General features: G+C 72.4%; 15 protein-coding genes. 7 read left to right on the plus strand and 8 right to left on the minus strand.

All coding sequences use genetic code 11. The features are described from left to right. A complete protein-coding gene (locus tag Microterr_RS00810; protein WP_263796697.1) occupies window positions 1-1,005 on the minus strand; it encodes a malate dehydrogenase in 1,005 nt (334 codons plus the stop codon). A 93-nt stretch (window positions 1,006-1,098) separates the two neighbouring features. On the opposite strand from Microterr_RS00810, the gene ypfJ reads away from it, so the two are divergent. Together ypfJ and pip are read left to right on the plus strand one after the other, a co-directional pair. After that, window positions 1,099-1,968: a KPN_02809 family neutral zinc metallopeptidase gene (gene ypfJ / locus Microterr_RS00815; protein ID WP_263796694.1), complete on the plus strand. Its 870-nt coding sequence runs from the start codon at window positions 1,099-1,101 to the stop codon at window positions 1,966-1,968. Then, window positions 1,965-2,945: a prolyl aminopeptidase gene (gene pip / locus Microterr_RS00820; RefSeq protein WP_263796692.1), complete on the plus strand. Its 981-nt coding sequence runs from the start codon at window positions 1,965-1,967 to the stop codon at window positions 2,943-2,945. The genes ypfJ and pip overlap by 4 nt, the downstream gene beginning before the upstream one ends. Window positions 2,946-2,982: 37 nt before the next feature. On the opposite strand, the gene Microterr_RS00825 is transcribed toward pip, so the two are convergent. From Microterr_RS00825 to Microterr_RS00855, 7 genes are all read right to left on the minus strand, one after another. After that, entirely contained in the window at window positions 2,983-4,752 is a 1,770-nt protein-coding gene (locus Microterr_RS00825) for an aldehyde dehydrogenase family protein (protein ID WP_263796691.1), read from the minus strand. Window positions 4,753-4,789: 37 nt separating this feature from the next. Next, entirely contained in the window at window positions 4,790-6,184 is a 1,395-nt protein-coding gene (locus Microterr_RS00830; protein ID WP_263796689.1) for an MFS transporter, read from the minus strand. Between the two features lie 25 nt (window positions 6,185-6,209). Then, a complete protein-coding gene (locus tag Microterr_RS00835) occupies window positions 6,210-6,467 on the minus strand; it encodes a glutaredoxin family protein (RefSeq protein ID WP_263796688.1) in 258 nt (85 codons plus the stop codon). 43 nt (window positions 6,468-6,510) lie between these two features. After that, window positions 6,511-7,662: a glycosyltransferase gene (locus tag Microterr_RS00840; RefSeq protein WP_263796687.1), complete on the minus strand. Its 1,152-nt coding sequence runs from the start codon at window positions 7,660-7,662 to the stop codon at window positions 6,511-6,513. A 110-nt stretch (window positions 7,663-7,772) separates the two neighbouring features. Then, window positions 7,773-8,114, minus strand: a complete 342-nt coding sequence (locus Microterr_RS00845; RefSeq protein WP_263796686.1) for a hypothetical protein — start codon at window positions 8,112-8,114, stop codon at window positions 7,773-7,775. Window positions 8,115-8,146: 32 nt separating this feature from the next. Beyond that, a complete protein-coding gene (locus Microterr_RS00850) occupies window positions 8,147-8,608 on the minus strand; it encodes an FAD synthase family protein (protein WP_263796685.1) in 462 nt (153 codons plus the stop codon). A gap of 74 nt (window positions 8,609-8,682) precedes the next feature. Beyond that, on the minus strand, window positions 8,683-10,908 hold the full coding sequence (locus tag Microterr_RS00855) for a glycosyltransferase (RefSeq protein WP_263796684.1): 2,226 nt from the start codon (window positions 10,906-10,908) through the stop codon (window positions 8,683-8,685). Window positions 10,909-11,131: 223 nt separating this feature from the next. Here Microterr_RS00855 and Microterr_RS00860 point away from each other — a divergent pair, with 223 nt between their 5' ends. The 5 genes from Microterr_RS00860 to Microterr_RS00880 are packed head-to-tail and all read left to right on the plus strand — an operon-like array spanning window position 11,132 to window position 15,489. Further along, window positions 11,132-12,052: a glycosyltransferase family 2 protein gene (locus Microterr_RS00860; RefSeq protein WP_263798859.1), complete on the plus strand. Its 921-nt coding sequence runs from the start codon at window positions 11,132-11,134 to the stop codon at window positions 12,050-12,052. Continuing rightward, on the plus strand, window positions 12,049-13,032 hold the full coding sequence (locus tag Microterr_RS00865) for a glycosyltransferase family 2 protein (protein WP_263796683.1): 984 nt from the start codon (window positions 12,049-12,051) through the stop codon (window positions 13,030-13,032). Before Microterr_RS00860 ends, Microterr_RS00865 begins: the two co-directional genes overlap by 4 nt. Beyond that, a complete protein-coding gene (locus Microterr_RS00870; RefSeq protein WP_263796682.1) occupies window positions 13,029-13,769 on the plus strand; it encodes a CDP-alcohol phosphatidyltransferase family protein in 741 nt (246 codons plus the stop codon). The genes Microterr_RS00865 and Microterr_RS00870 overlap by 4 nt, the downstream gene beginning before the upstream one ends. Then, the gene (locus Microterr_RS00875; protein ID WP_263796681.1) at window positions 13,759-14,721 is read left to right on the plus strand and encodes a glycosyltransferase family 2 protein; all 963 of its coding nucleotides are present in this window, start codon (window positions 13,759-13,761) and stop codon (window positions 14,719-14,721) included. Before Microterr_RS00870 ends, Microterr_RS00875 begins: the two co-directional genes overlap by 11 nt. A gap of 42 nt (window positions 14,722-14,763) precedes the next feature. Next, the gene (locus tag Microterr_RS00880; RefSeq protein WP_263796680.1) at window positions 14,764-15,489 is read left to right on the plus strand and encodes a DUF4352 domain-containing protein; all 726 of its coding nucleotides are present in this window, start codon (window positions 14,764-14,766) and stop codon (window positions 15,487-15,489) included. The last annotated feature ends 14 nt before the right edge of the window (window positions 15,490-15,503 follow it).

Genomic DNA, 15,503 nt, shown 5'->3' on the forward strand with positions numbered 1-15,503 from the left:
TCAGAGCTTCCCGATAGCCCGGACGGCGTCACGCTCGGCGACGAGCTCGTCGACGGATGCGGTGAACCGCGCGCGTCCGCGATCGTCGAGGTCGAGGCCCTCGATCACGCGATAGCCCGAACCGTCGGAGCGCACCGGGAAGGAGCACACCAGGCCCTCGGGCACGCCGTACTCGCCGTGCGAGGCGACGGCGGCGGAGGTCCAGGCCGTGCCGGCTCGCTCGTCGCGGACGTGCTCGATGACGGCATTCGCCGCGGAGGCGACCGACGACGAGCCCCGCACCTCGATGATCTCGGCGCCGCGCCGTGCCACCCGGGGGACGAACTCCTCGTCCAGCCAGATGCGCGCGGCGTCGGCGCCGCCCACCGCATCCGCGACCGCGTCGAGCGCCGGCCGGCCCGCGACGCGCGCATGGGCGATGTCGGGGAACTGGGTGGCGGAGTGGTTGCCCCAGACGGTCACCCCGGAGACCTCGCCGGGAGAGACGTCGAGGACGCTCGCGAGCTGGCCCACCGCGCGATTGTGATCGAGGCGGGTGAGCGCGCTGAAGCGCTCGGCCGGAACCCCGGCCGCGGATGCCGCCGCGATCGCCGCGTTCGTGTTGGCGGGGTTGCCCACGACGACCGCACGCACGTCGGATGCCGCGACCTCGCCGATGGCCGCGCCCTGCGGGCCGAAGATCCCCGCGTTCGCGGCCAGCAGGTCGCCCCGCTCCATGCCGGGGCCGCGCGGCCGCGCGCCGACGAGCAGGGCGATGCTCGCGCCCGCGAACGCGACGTGCGGATCGTCCGTGACCTCGACGTCGTGCAAGAGGTCGAACGCGCAGTCCTGCAGCTCGAGGGCGGCGCCCTCGGCGCCGCGCACCCCCTGCGGGATCTCCAGGAGTCGCAGCCGCACGGGCTGCGCGGAACCCAGCATGTCGCCCGCGGCGATCCGGAACAGCAGTGCGTACCCGATCTGCCCACCGGCCCCCGTCACGGTCACGGTGATCGGCTGAGACGACATGGCACGAGTTTAGGCCCGGCCCACGATGCGCGGGCATGCCGTGCGATCCCCGATATCCCGGTCCTCGAGGCCCGGGAAGGGTACCGTGGCGGAATGACGTTCAATGACAACGCGAACGTCGGCGGCAACAGGGCCCGGCGGCGCGGCCGGGGGGTGGCGATCGGCGGCGGTGTGGCCGGCGTCGGCGCGATCGCCGTGCTGGTGCTGAGCCTGGTCACCGGCCAGGACTTCACCGGACTGCTCGGCCTCGGCGGCGGCACCGAAGGCTCCTCCGGCGAGACCGAGGTCGCCCAGTGCGACACCGGAGCCGACGCGAACGCGCGCGACGACTGCCGGCTGGCGGCAGCATCCCTCAATATCGACCAGTACTGGGCGGGCCAGATCCAGGACTATCGCGAGCCGCAGCTGATCATCGTCGACGGGTCCACCTCGACGCAGTGCGGCACGGCCTCGAACGCGACCGGCCCGTTCTACTGCCCGCCCGAGGAGACCGTCTACGTCGACCCGACCTTCTTCGGCGTGCTGCGCGAGCAGTTCGACGCCACCGCAGGGCCACTCGCCCAGCTGTACGTGCTCGCGCACGAATACGGCCACCACGTGCAGCAGATCACCGGGATCATGGACGAGCACCAGGACCGGGGCACCGGACCGGACAGCGACGGGGTGCGCACCGAGCTGCAGGCGGACTGCTTCGCCGGCGCATGGGTCGCCGACTCGTCGAAGCAGGTGGACGAGGATGGCGTCGCCTTCCTGAAGGAGCCCACGCCGCAGCAGGTCGCGGACGCGCTGAACGCTGCGGCGACGGTGGGCGACGACCACATCCAGGAGGAGTCCGGCGGGGTCGTGAACCCGGAGAGCTGGACGCACGGCTCGAGCGAGCAGCGGCAGCGCTGGTTCGACGTGGGCTACGACAACGGCCCGGAGGCCTGCGACACGTTCTCCGTGTCGGGGAGCGATCTGTGAACGGCCCCGCGCACCTCGACGAGATCCTCTACCCCGAGATCGAGCCGTACGAGACCGGCGAGCTGCTCGCGGGCGACGGCAACCGCCTGTACTGGGAGCAGAGCGGCAACCCCGACGGCAAGCCGGTGGTGTTCCTGCACGGGGGACCCGGCAGCGGCACATCGCCCTGGCAGCGGCGCTTCTTCGATCCCGCCGTCTACCGGATCGTGCTGTTCGACCAGCGCGGATGCGGACGCTCCACCCCGCATGCCAGCCACCCGGACGCCGACCTCCGGCACAACACGACGTGGCACCTCGTCGGCGACATCGAGCTGCTGCGCCGCAACCTCGGCATCGAGCGGTGGCAGGTGTTCGGCGGATCGTGGGGCAGCGCGCTCGCGCTCGCCTATGCCGAATCGCACCCCGAGGTCGTCACCGAGCTCATCGTGCGCGGCGTCTTCACCCTGCGCGCGCACGAGCTGGAGTGGTTCTACGAGGGTGGGGCGTCGGCGCTGCTGCCCGACCAGTGGGAGGACTTCATCGCGCCGATCCCGGTGCTCGAGCGCCAGCACCTGATCGAGGCGTACCACCGCCGGCTGTTCGACCCCGACCCCGCGGTGCACGTGCCGGCCGCCCTCGCCTGGACCACGTGGGAGGCCTCGTCGCTCACCCTCCGTCCGGATCCCGCGCTGGTGGAATCGATGACGGAGGATGCTGCCGCCACCGCCTTCGCCCGTATCGAGAACCACTACTTCGTGCACGGCGGGTGGTTCCGCGAGGACCAGCTGATCGCCGACGCCGGGGCGCTCCGCGACATCCCGGGGGTGATCGTGCAGGGACGCTACGACCTGTGCACGCCGATCATGACCGCGTGGGACCTGCACCGGGCATGGCCGGAGGCCGAGTTCGTCGTGGTGGATGACGCCGGCCACTCGGCCACCGAGCCGGGCATCGCCCGCGCGCTCCGCGCCGCCGCCGACCGCTTCGCGCACGCCTGACCGCTGCGTGGCGCAAGGCGCCTGAGGCGGCGCCGGGCTAGGCCCGGAAGGCCTGCAGCAGCGTGCCGGCGAGGCGGATCCAGTTGCCGTCCATGCGGAAGCGGGTGAAGCCCTCGCTCACGACGGCGCCGGTGCGCGAGGTCGCGAACCACGGCGGCTTCGGCAGCACCGAGAACCGGCCACGGCCGAGGACCGTGACCGAGCGCGGGAACGGGCGGAACGGCCCCCGCGCGATCGAGCGCTCCACGCGGTCGATCAGCAGCGCGTTGTGGACCACGCCGATGCCGCTCTCGACCCGGTCGATCGTGGCGCCGGGGAACCCGCCCCACGTCATGGTCGGGGTGAGGAAGCCGAAGGCGGTCCAGGTGTTGACGGCGATGTTGCCGTAGCGGAGGTCGGCCAGAGCGCGCTCGAAGCCCGCCCCGAGCGACTTCTGCGTCGCGGGGTCGATCAGCACGTTCGCGCCGAGCGTGCCGGCGAGCCGGTCGTTCGCGTGCGCCACGGCGGTGTCGAGGAACGCCTGCCCGCGCCCCGGCAGCTCGACCACGCCGAGGACGGGGGAGAAGTACTCGGTGCGCTCCAGGTCGGCGGCGCCCTCCGAGCCCAGGCCCACCTCGACGATCGCCCTGGTGCCGTCGGCGATCCAGGTCGCGTCGGGATGCTGCGCGGTCGCGGCCGCGAGCTTCTCGGCGCTGCGGGGGTACCAGACCGGCCGCTCCGGCACGGCGGCGTAAGCGGTCTTCAGTGCGGCGAGGAAGGCGGCGCGCTGCGGCCACTCCGCGCTCACCAGCACGACCTGCCCGGCGATGCAGTTGTGCCCGCTGTTCTGCAGGCGCATCGTCGCGATGTGCTCCGCGTGGAACCGCAGATCGGCGTCGCTCCAGACACCGGGCACCACGATGATCGGCGAGACCCCGCCGAGCTCCGCGGTGATGGGCTTGTCGAGGACCGGCTTCCGGGTCGATCGCTCCTCCGCGCCGGCCGCCGGCCCCGACGGGCCCCAGACGATCGCGTCGAAGGTCGGGGCGGCGCCGGTGATGTGCACGTGCGCGATGCCCGGGTGCTGCGTGAGGTACGCGCCGACGTCGCCGCCGCCGGTCACGATGCGCACCAGGCCGAGCTCGATGAGCGGCGCCAGTGCGCGCTCGAACACCGGCACCAGTGCGTCCTGCGTGGGGTTGACCTTCAGCAGCGCGACCCGGTTGTGGGCGAGCAGCTCGTACATGACGTCGAGCACGGGGATGGAGGTGACGTTGCCCGCGCCGAGCACGAGTCCGACGCCCCCTGGGTCACCCGGGGTGAGCTGGCCGAGCCCCGCCTCCCGGCGGGCGGCCTCGGCGGTGACGCCCGGCTCCAGCCAGATCTCGCCGGTGTACCCGGACAGCAGCACCCCGTCGACGGGGGACAGCGGGAACACGTGGAGTCGCGTGCGGCCGCCGGGCGCCGCATCTGTCCGCACCTTCGCCGCCGGGCTCGTGCCCTTGGCGAGCGCGCGCAGGCTGTCGCGGTACGCGTCGAGGGAGACGAGCGTCGCGTAGGGCCCGGCGAGCCACTCCTCGCCGCGCAGCGGGTGCCCCGGCCGCAGGCCCTTCGAGGTCGCGGCGGTGTCGGCCCACTCCTCGGCGACGGCCGACACGGTGCGGTGCAGGCGCTGGAGCAGCCGCGCACGCTGACCAAGGGTCAGGTGCGTCCAGGTGCGGGAGCCGGCGGTGAGGTCGGCGATCGCGGCGTCGAGCGCGGCGCGCACCTCGGTGTCGAGGGGGTTCGCGGCGGCGGGCGCAGGCGCGATGGTGGGGGTGTCGGTCACGACGCTCTCCTTCGGGCGGGTGGCACAAGCCTAAGTGTCAGGCCGAGATGTCGACGCGACGCAGTCGGTAGCGCGCCAGGGTCGCGAGGCTCGCCGCGATGAGCAGGGCCGGAGCGACGCTGAAGCTGATCACGATGCCGGCGACCGCCGCGTCCGGCTGCACGACCTCCTCCGCCGCGGTGGAGGAGATGTATCCGGTCGAGGCGAGGATGATCGAGAGCACCGTCGCGCCGAGTGCGAAGCCGATGGTCTCGCCCGCGGTCCACACCCCGCTGAACGCGCCGGCCCGGCCGGGGCCGCTGACCCGTTCGTCGTGCGAGATGACGTCGGGCAGCATCGCCATCGGCAGCGACTGCATGCCGGCGTACGCGATGCCCGCGATGCCGACCGGCAGGTAGATCCACTCGCCCGGCACCCAGAGGGCACCCGCGATCGACAGGGAGGCGAGCGCGAAGACGACACTCGCGATGGCGAAGGCCCGCTCCTTGCCGATGCGGCGCGCGAGCGCACCCCAGGCGGGCGCGGCGAGGAGGGCGGGGGCGATCAGCGCGATGAAGAGCAGCTCGATCGCCGCTTCGGAGTGCAGCACCCAGGTCGCGACGTACTGCGCGCCGGCGAGCATCAGCCCGGTCGCGAGCGCCTGGAGCACGAACGTGCCGAGCAGGGCGCGGAACGGGATGCTGCGGCGCAGCGCCGCGAGCCCTTCGGTGTAGTGCTCCTTGAGGCCGGCGGACGGTCGCGGCTCGGCGGCGTCCGCCTGGGCGGCCGGAGTCGCGGGCTTCGCGACGGCGACGGCCACCAGCATCCCGATCGCGATGACCAGCCCAGCGACGATGCCCATCACGAGATAGCCGGTCACCGGGTCGCCGGTCACCCGGCGCAGCGCGGGGCCGCCGGCGCCGAACAGCAGGATCGCGACGGTCAGCACGACCACGCGCCAGGTGAGCAGCCGGGTGCGCTCGTCGTAGTCGGGGGTGAGCTCCGCCGGCAGCGCGATGTAGGGCACCTGGAACAGGCTGAAGGCGGTGGCGGTCGCCGTGAACGCGATCAGCACCCAGATGGCACCGACGACCGGACCGAGCGACGGCGGGACCGCGAAGGTCAGCGCGAACAGCACGGGCAGCGCCAGCGCGCCGATGAGCATGAGGCGACGGCGGCTGCCGTGCCGCGCGAGGTCACGGTCGGTGAGCGCGCCGATGACCGGGTCGATGATGACGTCCCACACCTTGGCCACCGCGATGACGATGCCGGCGGCCAGCGCGGCCACCCCGAGCGAGTCGGTGAGGTAGTAGGTCAGGACGAGGCCGGGCAGGGTCGCGAACCCGCCCGTGCCGAGCGATCCGGCGGCGTAGCCCCAGACGGTGCGGGCGCGGAGGCGGGTGGGCGAAGCGGAGGCTGCGGGCGCGGGGGGAACGGCAGCGTTCGAGGTCATCCGCTCAGCGTAGCCAGCCCGTGCCTCAGATCAGCGACAGCTCGCGCAGCTTGGTCTCGACGTCCGCGTTCGACGGCTCGACGTGGTGGCTGGAGTCCGGGTACACCACGACGGGGATGTTCGTGCGGCCGCTGATCTCTCGGGCGACGTCCGCCGCGGCGGGGTCGGCGACGAGGTCGACGTAGGTGTAGGTGACACCGAAGTCGTCGAGCTGGCGCTTGGTGCGGATGCAGTCGCGGCACCAGTCGGCGCCGAACATCGTGAGGGAGGAGGGGGAGGTCATGCCTCCTATTCTCCCGCATGCAGATTGGGCGGAGGCTGTGCGCCTATTCCTCCACTGCCACGGCGAGCGGGTGCCTGGTCGCCTCGCCCGGTGCGGTCGCGGGCACCACCTCGGCCTCCGGCGCGGGGCGCTTCGGCCCGTAGACGACGATCGCGTGGAACACGAACCGGACGACGAACGCGGCGATCAGCGTCAGCGCGGCCGCCAGGACGACCGGCAGGTGGCCGCCTTCGACGAGCACCGACATGACCGGGATGCGGATGAGCGCCTCGGCGTTGTTGAAGGCGAACGACTTCGCGAAGCGCGTCCGCATGCGCCCGGACTCCTCGCGCATGTCGGCGAAGACGAGGTACTCCAGCAGGAGGAAGTTGCCCACGATCGTCACTTCGCTGGCGATGATCGCCGCGGCGATGTAGCCGAGCCCCCAGCTGGTGAGCACGCCCAGGATGAGCAGATTGACGACCGCGCCCGCACCGCCGACGAGCGCGAAAGCCGACATGCGCCCGAACCGCAGCATCGTCAGCTGCGTGAGGAACCGGATGCCCTGTCGCAGCGACGCCTTCGAGCGGCCCGCGTGCCGTGGCGCGAACTCGAAGGGCACCTCGGCGGTGCGCATCTGGCGGCGCGCGAGGATCTCGAGGAGGATCTTGAACCCGCGCGGACGCAGCGTGGCCGTGTCGACAGCATCCCGATCGATCAGGAAGAAACCCGTCATGGGGTCGGAGCAGCCGGCGAGCTTGCGGGGGAACATGGCCTTCGTCAGCAGGGTGGACGCCCGTGACACGTTCGTGCGCGTCGCGTTCGCGAGACCCTTCGAGTTGCCGCCTGCCGCATACCGGGACGCGATGACCACGTCCACGTCGCCTGCTGCCGCGCGGGTGAGCAGCCGGGGGATGTCCTCGGGTGGATGCTGCAGGTCGCCGTCCATCACGAGGCACCAGCGCGCCTGCGCGGCGTGGAAGCCGGCGACCACGGCGCCGCCCAGCCCCGACACCGGGTCGTCACGGTGGATGAGCCGAACCGGGAAGGCGGATGCCGCGGCCGCCGCAGCGACGATCTCCGGGGTGTCGTCGGTCGAGTCGTCGACGAAGATCACCTCGAACGAGCGGCCGTCCAGTGCGACGCCGATGCGCCGGAGCAGCTCGTCGACGTTCGGACCTTCGTTGAAGGTCGGAACGATGATGGACAGATCCATGGGTGGAGCTCGCGTATCGTCGGCGGGCGCGGAGTGAGATCAGACTACCCGGCGGCACCCGGCCGAGGCTGTGGATCCGATCAGTCTCGACGCCGCCGGATCGAGGCCGACTACTCGACGACGCCGGTCACGCGGATCGCGCGTCCGGCGACGGCGACGACGCGGAACACCGTCGCCTCCGGGGGCGTGGCGAGATCGAGGGGCAGGATGTCGACCGCGATCTCGGTCTGACGGACCGTGAGGATCCCGTGTCCTGCGCCGTCGGTGATGACCGAGTACGTCTTCGGCCGCACCGTCCTCTCGTCGTCGTCATCGGCCGGCAGCGCGATGTTGCGCGGGAAGATGCGCGGACCGTCCGGCGCCCCGCCGCGGCCGTCCTGCGTTCCCTGTCGCGGGATCAGGGCGACCATCTGCCCCACGAACAGGTCGGGTGTCGGCGAGTCGGCGGTCACGGGCGCGGGGCCGACGATCGTGCCGGTTCCGGTCAGGCCGACTCTGTGCGCTCGCTGAAGTCGTGCAGCGTCTCCGCCGTCACCACCTCCAGCGCTCGCCGGAGCTGGCTGCTCGACGTGTGCGCGGTGTAGGGGAAGTACACGACCTCCACGCCGACCTGGGCGAACTCCTGCTCGAGGTGGATGCCCTTATCGGTCCCGCGCCAGTCGTCACCCTTGAAGAAGTGGGTGAATCCCACCTGCCGCCAGACGTCGAGCTTGTCGGGCACCGTCTCGATGTAGACGTGGTCGACGTACCGGACGCCGCGGACGATCTCCGCCCGCTCGGCGGTCGGAACGAAGGGATCGACTCCCTTCACCGCGCGGAGCATCTCGTCGCTGACGACACCGGCGACGAGGATGTCGCAGTTCGCCTTGGCGTGACGAAGGATGTTCAGGTGTCCCACGTGGAACAGATCGAACGCCCCCGCGGCGTAGCCGATTCGTACGGTCATAGCGCAAGCCCCCCAGCTGCTGCCCACCGCATTCCTCCCCAGGGATGCGGTGCGCCCATGCTACTCGCGAACGGTCACGAGTGTGCATCTCTTTTTCTGCGACGGGGCGCGGCCCGGAATGCCGCGGCGTGCAGCGCCCCCGCATCGCCCCACTCCCGGTGCGAGAGGTCGGGCCGCTCATCCCGGTCGCGCGCGGCGACCCAGGCCCGCTCCAGATCCCCCGCGGACAGCGCGCCCGAGAAGAGGTGGACCCAGCCGGGCCCGCACTCCGCAGCGAGGGCGCGGTTGACGTCATTGTCCGGCACGAGGACCGGGCGGTCGAGCGACAGGGCCGCCAGTGCCGTCCCGCTGTTGTGCATGTGCCGGTAAGGCAGCACGATCAGCTCGGCCGAGGTGATGGCCGCGACGAAGTCCGGCTCCTCGAGGAACCGTGGATCGAAGGTGACGCGGTCGTCCCCGCGCGCGTCCGCACGCAGCTGCTCGATGAGCTCGGGCGTGGACGGCTTTCCGGCGACGTGCAGACTGATGCCCGGCCTCTCCCACCCGGCGAAGGCCCCGATCAGATCCTCGACGCCCTTGTACCGGCGGATCAGCCCGACGTAGGCGACCCGGCCGGGCACCGGCGCGCGTGCGGGGAGGGGCGCGAACCACTCCCGGTAGTGGCCGTGCGGGATCACGACCTGGCCGATGCCATCGCGCGGCGGCGTGTGGTCGTTGAGCGCGATGTCGAGGGTGGTCGCCGCATCCACGCCGTCGAGGATCCGCCGGTCGGTGCGGGAGAGGTCCGACGGTCGCTCGAGGTTGTGCCTTGTCCGCACCACCGGCGTGGCGAGCAGTCGCCACCGCGCGATCGTCAGCAGGGCCAGGGTGCGCCGGGCTGCTCGTCCGACGCCGCGGTGCCCGCCGCCCATCAGCTCGGGCCAGTGCGTGTGCACGACGTCGTACCGGCCGGTCAGCGCGCCTCGGTAGGTGAACGTCTGCACCTCGACGTCGGGCGCGTCCACGAGGCTGCGGTGCAGCTGCGTGATGTACGGGTTGGTCGTCGGCTTGGGCGTCCCGAACGACTCGAGGACCCGCACCCTGCGCGTCGGCGCCGCACTCGCGCCGGCCCGGCGGTACCAGTCGTCCACCAGGCCGGGCAGGCGCGCTGCGCTCCAGCGCGCGGTCGGCGTCGCTCCCGCGGCCGCGGCCGTGCTGAGCTCGCGCGCGAGCCGCGCCGGCAGGTCGGGCCCGAGCGCGGGCACGAAGCCGTTCGGCTCGGCGAGCACAGGCGGGCCGCCGAGCGGCAGGCACACCACAGGGCACCCCATCGTGCTGGCCTCCGCGACCACCCACCCTGCCTGGTCATGCATCGACGGGAAGAGGAAGACGGCGGCGCGGGAGATGCCCTCCAGCACCTCGTCGCGGGGCCGATGCCCGGCGAACTCCACCCGCTCGCCCAGTCCGAGGCGGTGCGCCTGCCGCTCGAGACGCGCCCGCTCGTAGCCGTCGCCGTAGATCGTCAGGGTCCAGCCGGCGGCGGCGGGCGTCGCGATGGCGTCGATCGCGACCGCCGCGCCCTTCCAGGCGACCAGGCGCCCGGCGAAGACCGCGTGCTGGGCGCGCACCGCTGAGGCGTCGCGCTGCGGCAGGTCGTCGATGCACGCATTCGGCTCGACGACGACCGCGGCCGCGTCGCGGGCGAAGGCCGCCGCCACGTCAGGGTTCTGCGCCACGATCAGTGCCGCGCGCCGCGCCGCCGGGCGACCCCACAGGCGTCGTGCGAGACCCGTGAGCGGGCCGCGCACCAGCTCCGTGACGGTGCCCCGCGTCCCCAGCCAGCGCCGGAGCCGCCCGACCGGAACGCGGCTGGATCCGCCCACCGGGCCCCACACGAGCGGCACGTCGTCGAGCGCGGTGAGACCGCACGGCATCCAGTCGTTCGCGAACGTCGCGTGATGCGCGACGTCGAAGCCGTGCAGGCGGTGCAGTTCGCGCGCCCGGCGGCCGAGGGCGCGCTGCCAGAGGGCGTAGTACCAGTACAGATCCCACCCGCGGCGCTTGCGGGCCACGAGACGGGGCGCCAGGTCGAGGTAGTGCGGGTGCAGGTGCTCGCGCAGCGCCGGCTGCTCGGCCAGTGCGGCGTCGATCGCCGAGCGGAAGCGCGGTCGCGTGATGACCCATACGTCGCTGGTCTCCGCCGCGGCGACCGCGATCTGCCAGCCGGCGCTCGCCTCCGGCTCGGACACGGGTCCGCACGCGTAGGCGCTGATCAGCACGCGGCGCCGCGAGCGCGGCGCGGGCAGGTCGGGACGGTCCACTGATCCCCCGAATCGATGTGGATGTGCTCGCCGGCGCACCCCAGCATCCGGCAGTGTTCTGCATCCTACTCACGAGTTTCCGTTCGTGCAGGCCATACTGAGAGGGTGCGGCGCGCTGGGGGTGCGCCGGTCTCGAACGAGCTACGGGGGTGGCGCGAGTTTGACGACGCAACGGGAAGACCGATCCGACGGCGAGCCGAACGGATCGGAACTGCGCGTGGTGATGCCGGTGCACAACGCGGCGAGGTATGTCGGCGCGGCCATCGACAGCGTGCTGGCGGATATGCCGCACGATGCGGAGCTGGTCATCGTCGATGACGGCTCGACGGACGGCAGCGCGGTCATCGTGCGCGCTGCGGCGGAGCGCGACGACCGGATCACGGTGATCCGCAACGAGACGCCGACCGGGGTGTCGCGCGCGCTGAACACCGCGGTGCGCCACGGCGACTGCCCGGCGTTCGTCGCCGTGGCCGAGCACGACGACCTGGTGCTGGCCGGCCGGTTCTCGGCGCAGCTCGCCGCCCTGAGGGGCGAGCCGGCCCTGGGGGCCGTGTCGGGAGAGGGGCGGTATCTGGGCCCGAGCGGGAGGATCGCGGGCCGCGTGTCGGTCGGCCCCCGGTCGAAGGCGGAGTTCGACGAGCTGCGCTCGGCCGGCCGCGAGATCCTGATCCCGCATCCCGCGATCATGTACCGGCGCGACGCCGTCATCGCCGCCGGACTCTACGACGCGGCGTTCGATGCCGCCCAGGATCTGGAGATCGTCAACCGGCTGGTCTACGCCGCGGGCTGGGAGGTGCGGACCATCGCTCAGCCGCACGTGCTGTACCGCATCCACGACTCCTCGATGTCGTTCTCGCACATCTCCCGCCAGCGACTGATGACGCGGTACATCGTCTACCGCAACCGCGCACAGCTCGACGGCGAGGCATTCGTCTCGTTCGCCGAATGGCAGGAGGCCAACCAGCCGGATCGGCGCACCCGGTGGCGGTGGTACCGCAAGGACACGGGCGCGCTGCGCTACCGGCAGGCGGGACTGGCCTGGCTGAACCGTCGGCCGGTCGCCTTCGCGGGCAACATCGTCGCCGCCAGCGTCCTGCATCCACGGTGGGTGCTGATGAAGCTCCGAGTGGCGCGCGGGCGATGAGTCGCTCCGAGCACGATCAGGCGCCCACGGTGGTGATCGGGGTGCCGACCTACCGGCGTCCGTCCGACCTGCGGCGGCTCCTCCATGCCCTCGGCCCGGTCATCGCACATGCGACGGATGCGGGCGCAGCCGCCCGCGTCGACGTGCTGGTCGTCGACAACGACCCCGACGCGTCCGCGCGCGCGGTCGTCGCCGAGGTCGATCCGACGTTCGCCTGGGTGCACGAGCCGGAGCCAGGGGTGGCCGCGGCCCGCAACAGGGTGCTCGCCGAGAGCGACGGTCGCGACGTGCTGGTCTTCATCGACGACGACGAGTCGCCGGCCGCGGACTCGTGGCTGACGCGGCTGCTCGAGACGCGAGGGGCGTTCTCCGCGCACGTCGTCTCCGGTCCGGTCGTGACGGTCGTGGACGGCGGCTTGGATCCCTGGATCGAGGCGGGGGGCTTCTTCGCGCGGCGCCACAGGGCGGACGTGCCCACCGGTTCGCCCATCGAGCGGGCCGCGACGAACAACCTCCTGCTCGACCTCGCGTTCGTCCGGGCCGCCGGCATCCGCTTCGACCCGCGGTTCGGCCGCACGGGCGGGGAGGACTCGCTGTTCACCAGTCAGCTCCACCGCGCCGGAGCGCACATGGTGTGGTGCGCCGATGCGCTGGTCCGCGACCATCTGCCCGCCGCGCGCCAGACCAGGGCGCACGCGCTCGCGCGCATGCGCGGCATGGCGGCGGCCGGCGTCCGCGTCGGGATCGTGATGGCCCCCACGCGTGCGCGGCGGGCGGCCTTCCGTGCGCGAGCGACTCTGGCCGGCACCGCGCGGATCGGCGCCGGTGCCGCGCGCACCGCGGCCGGCGCGGTCGTGCGATCGGTGCGCCTCGACGCGACCGGTCGCCGCGACATCATGCGCGGCATCGGGGGCCTCGAGGGCGCGGCCGGCCACGTGCGCATCCAGTACGGCGACCTGCAGGAAGGACCACCACGATGACGTCCGTCGATTCAGCACGGCCCTCGCTCGCCGAGACCCTCACCCGCCTGCGGGCTGCCCAGAAGGGGCATGCCCGTGGCGCGCCCGCGTACTCGGTGTACGTCAACCGTCGCATCGGCCGCGTGCTGGCCGCCGTCGCCTACCGGTTCGGTCTGACACCGAACCAGGTGACGCTCGTCAGCGCGGCGCACACGTTCGCCGGGATCGCCCTGATCGCCACCGTGCCGCCGAGCTGGTGGTCGGGAATCGTGATCGCCGCCCTGCTCGTGCTGGGCTACGCGTGGGATTCCGCGGACGGGCAGGTCGCCCGGCTCCGCGGCGGGGGCTCCGTGGCCGGCGAATGGCTCGACCACTTCGTCGATGCCATCAAGATCGCCGCCCTCCATCTCGCGGTGCTGATCGGGCTGTACCGCTTCGCGGGCGACGTCGACGAGCTCTGGCTGCTCGTCCCGATCGGCTATTCGATCGTCGCGACGGTGACGTTCTTCGGGATGATCCTCAACGACCTTCTGAAGGGCGCGCGCGGTGTCGCGTCGACCCATGCGCGCGGGGGCGGGACGCTCGGGCGCTCCCTGATGCTGCTGCCGACCGACTTCGGGGTGCTGTGCCTGGCGTTCCTGCTGTGGGGCGCGTCACCCCTCTTCCTCGTCGTCTACTCGGTCCTGTTCGCCGCAAACGCTCTCTTCCTGTGCGCGGCGTCGGTCAAGTGGTTCCGAGAGATGCGTCGTGTCGGCTGACGCCGGCCGCGAGAGGGGCCCCTGGGCGGTCGTCGTCGTCAACTACGGCTCCAGCGCGCTGCTCGCCGTGAACCTCACCGGAACCGCAGCCGACGCCGGACCCGACATCGTCGTGGTCGTCGACAACCCCACCACGGAGGCCGAACGCGACAGTGTGCGTGCCCTGGCCGGTCGCGAGCACTGGACGGTCGTCGAGCCCGACACCAATACCGGATTCGGCGGCGGGGTCAACCGCGGGGTCGAGGCCGCGCTCGCGCAGGGCGCCACCGCGTGCCTGGTGCTCAACCCCGACGCCCGCATCGGCGCGGATGCGGTGCGCAGGCTCCGCGCGGCAGCCGACGCCGACCCGCTGGCGCTGTGCGCTCCGCGCATCCGGACGCCGTCAGGGCAGATCTGGTTCGCCGGCTCCGACCTCTACCTCGAGGACGGCCGCACGCGCGGATGGGGCAAACGGCCGCAGCATCCGGGCGAAGCCGCGTGGGAGTGGCTGACCGGCGCCTGCCTGTGGATCACCGCCGAGCTGTGGCGGGCCACCGGGGGCTTCGACGAGGAGTACTTCCTGTACTGGGAGGACGTCGACTTCTCGCGACGCGTCGTCCACGCCGGCGGCCGGCTCGTGATGGTGGACGAGGCCCTCGCCGTGCACGACGAGGGCGCCACGCACCGCACCCGCGGGCAGAGCGGCCGCAGCAAGTCGGAGACCTATTACTACTTCAACATCCGGAATCGGATGCTGTTCGCCACCCGCCACCTCGATGCCGACGGCGTCCGCCGCTGGCGCGCGGGCGTGACAGCATCCGCTCGCGAGATCATCCTGCGCGGAGGCCGTGCCCAGCTGCTCACCTCGCTGGCGCCGTGGCGGGCGTTCGTCCGGGGAACCCGCGATGCGCGCCGCATCGCGGACGGAAGCGGATCGACGAAGGACGGGGTCGATGCGGCGGTGAGCCGTTAGGATCTGTCCCACATCGCAGGGGCGTTCTTGGGGGACGAGCACATGACGAAGGACGACGAGGCTTTCGGCCGCGACAGGGACGACCTGGAGAAGGTGCTCAACGAGAATCCTCGACGCGTGCCGCGCTGGGCGATCATCGCCGGCGCGGCGGCGGTGGCCCTCGTCATCGGTGTCGGCATCGCGATCGGATTCGGTCGCGGCGAGGTGTCGGCCGCACCCACGGACAGCCCCAGCGGCAGCGCGTCGCCCTCCGCCGGAGACGCGGAGCCGAGCGCCTCGCCGACCGGGGCGAGCTCACCGAGCCCGTCGACCGGCACCGCGGAGCCCGAGCCGTCCGAGACTGCCGAGCCCGGTTCGCCCGATGCGCGGGAGACGCTGCCGCCGGCGGACCTGGACTCGCCGGTCCGCGTGGACGAGGGGCCGACGGTCGCCGTGAGCTCGATCGAGAGCGTCATGGGCGAGGCCGTGCTGCCCGGCGAGGTGAGCGGGCCGGCCGTCCGCGTCACCGTCGTCGTGCGCAACAGGACGGACGAGCCCATCGATCTCACCACCGCGGTGGTGACCCTGTACCAGGGGGAGTCGGGGCTGCAGGCGAGCCCCGTCTCGAAGCCGGCGGGCCAGGCGTTCCCGTCCGAGGTGGCGCCGGGCAAGAGGGCGAAGGGCGTCTTCGTCTTCGAGCTGCCGGAGGACCAGCGCACCGATGTCCGGATCGAGGTCGACCTGTCCGTCTCCGATCCGCTGATCGCCTTCGAGGGCGACATCGAGTGAGCGCCGCGGCGCCC

Origin of the sequence: Microbacterium terricola (genome assembly GCF_027943945.1) — a bacterium.
GTDB classification, from domain to species: Bacteria; Actinomycetota; Actinomycetes; order Actinomycetales; family Microbacteriaceae; genus Microbacterium; species Microbacterium terricola.